The sequence below is a fragment of the Streptomyces sp. 8L genome (assembly GCF_020176795.1).
Lineage (GTDB): Bacteria > Actinomycetota > Actinomycetes > Streptomycetales > Streptomycetaceae > Streptomyces.
Map to the genome: position 1 here is coordinate 1 of NZ_JAIUKE010000774.1, position 2720 is coordinate 2720.

Genomic DNA, 2720 nt, shown 5'->3' on the forward strand with positions numbered 1-2720 from the left:
GCCGTCCGGGACAATCCAACTCCACTTACCTCTGCCCATGTTCGACTCAACGAGCCACAACCCACATAGGACACGGTCTTATTACAGAGCGTGAGTGGTGGTGACGATATCAAGCCAGGACTAAGGTCGCCCGGTCATACGTCTAAGCGACTATCGGCGCGCGGGATATCCATCCATGAAAGGCGAAATGTGAGATCCATCAACCACACAGGGAAGCGAATATTCGAGATAAATGACACCTAATATGAATTAACGGCACCAATCGTTCATAACATCACCTAGTCGAGATACTGAAAATGCCCGTTGATCTACGAATGATCCGGGCCTAACATTTTCTTCACAAGAAGGGCGCATGGAGAGTTACGCACTAAAGCCCGGCTCGACGGTAATCGCATCGGCGTTTGGGCGCGGCGTAACAACCCAAGTCAATCGACAGGATTTCATTAATGTGAAACCCACGCGCCCTTCTTTCGAGCGAAGGGTCAGGAATGCGCAAAATATTGACACTTGTCGGCGGATTAATTCTCGCAACGGGGTCCATCTTCGCCTTTACGGCTCCGGCTCAGGCTTACGGAAAATGTCCTCAGGGATCTGACGGATGGGCCTTCTGCCTGTACTACAACTCGAACCAGCAGGGGGCATACTACCGCTGGACCTCAGGAGGTGGAGTTTCAGACCTCGCGGGCCTCGTCTTCCCGAACGACGGTAACGGCAGTGGCGCCGGCCAAGCAGTTAAGAACAATGCGGCATCTGCATCGTACGGGTCTGCATCTTGCAGCGGTTGCACAAACGATTATGTGCGCGTCTTCTACAATTCCGGCTATCTCGGTAACTACGACACCGTCTACGTCGGCACGAACAAGCAGCTGGTCAAAACCTACAATGAAAACGCTTCCTGGAGAAGTTACTTCCTCTAGAGTGTGTTCCGCAGGCGCTCACCATCATGGTGGGCGCCTGCCAGGTAATAGCATACATAACAATGAGAATGGGAATTTCCCGTGCGGTTTAACAAAACCACTACGCTCGTCCTTTTTGCCTGCATTGCATCCTTTCCGGCTTCCGCTTGTTCCTCGACCTCCAATCATTCTAGTGATACAACGCAATCTGTTGAGCCAGCGTCTCGAGTGCCAGAAGACGACCGGATTACGAATCCTCTTCCCAACTTGCGCCTCCCTATTCAGGCATACATAGAGAAAGTGAGCGAAACGCGGAAAGTGACCCAGGCGACGCAGCAGACGATCAACCAGTGTCTCGATGCTATGCATGTGGATTACCGATTGAAACTAGCCCCCTCTTCCGATGCCCCTGCACTTATGGCGGGACGCTACGGGCCCGTCAACTCGCAGCAAGCGCGATATGGGTACCACTTCTTGACATTGCTGAACTACACTGCACCAAAGACAGAAGATCAGCCGTCGGGCGACATTGAGGATGCCGTACATAAATGCTCTGCTAACGCCGAGAAAAAGATCCCACCCCTCAATGACGAGGGGCTTCCTGATAAAATCAAACAGCAGAGCTACACCGAATCACTGAATTCAGCGAAGACAGCCACTGCCTTCAAGCGATGGTCCGGTTGCATGGCCAAATTTGGCTACTCATACTCTTCCCCGGTTGCCGCCATGCAGGACTCCAAATGGAACTGGAGCTCAAAAAACCCCAGCCAAAACGAAAAGGCTGTCGCCCTCAAGGATGAGGAATGCAAGCAGCGGGCCACGCTAATACCGACATGGTTCAATGCAGAAGTTGATCTGCAGAAGCGCCAGATAACCCTCAAGAAAAAGGAACTTGACGCTATTAGCAATCAGATTAAACTGAGAGCAGTAGCCGCTCACAAGATCCTCACCGAGGGATCTAGATAATTGGTCCTGGATTCTATGAAACGACATCAACCACCATACCCATCTTGGTGAAGTCCCATAGCGCGATACCATCACTGGAATGTTCCCGAATTGCCCCGGTCTGCAAACCAGGGTTCGGTGACGGTGCGGCTCCGTTCGAGGCATTCGAAAAAGCATAAGCGGTCCCGAAATAAACCGCATGCTCAATGGCTACCCCATCAGATCCAGTCCCTCGCTCCCTCTTGTATGAGACCTTATACTCCCCGCTTGCCGGAGTCATCGTTCCAGGCCAAACCTGGAACGATCGCACCACTTTACGGCTCTCCGTTATTAGCCAAACCCGCTTTTGGCTGATCGAATAAACCACTCGCTGACCTCTACCGGAGTTGGCAGGTATTTGGGGTATTGATGGCCGCGGTTTGGGTTTAGGTAGCGGGGAGTTTTTAAGGGCGCGAGTAGCTGTCGGGTTTGCTTTTCCGTCACCGAGTCCTCCTTTCGGTAGATGATTCCGTGCATCGATAGCGAGGCCCGTCACGACCGCCAAGGCCCCAACCAGTAGGGTGGCTGTCCAGATGCTCGACGGGATTCTACGGCGCATTAATCGACCATTCTGTAATTTTGCCCCATGTCGGGCATCCAGCGGTGTGGAGTATCAGAATACCGAAGGTTTTCACATCAACGCAGCACGCCTTTACTCGGGTCTCGTGATGTCCGGAGGCCTCCGACCTCGGCAGAACCACCGCCCACTGCCTGGCCCGCGAGGGAAAGTTCTCCTGCAGAGTCATCCGGGCAAGAGCGGTCTAGTGTCCTGAGTCGTTAATTCGTGTGCAGTATGCGGCGAGGGTGTCGAGGATGTCGTCGGCGGTCTTCGTCCAGATG

2 protein-coding genes are annotated in these 2720 nt (G+C 53.2%); both read left to right on the forward strand.

The window, feature by feature from the left end; translation table 11 throughout:
* Positions 1-488: 488 nt before the first annotated feature.
* Entirely contained in the window at positions 489-917 is a 429-nt protein-coding gene (locus tag LCE31_RS38565; protein ID WP_225022870.1) for a hypothetical protein, read from the forward strand.
* A 279-nt stretch (positions 918-1196) separates the two neighbouring features.
* Positions 1197-1862: a hypothetical protein gene (locus LCE31_RS38570; RefSeq protein WP_225022873.1), complete on the forward strand. Its 666-nt coding sequence runs from the start codon at positions 1197-1199 to the stop codon at positions 1860-1862.
* The last annotated feature ends 858 nt before the right edge of the window (positions 1863-2720 follow it).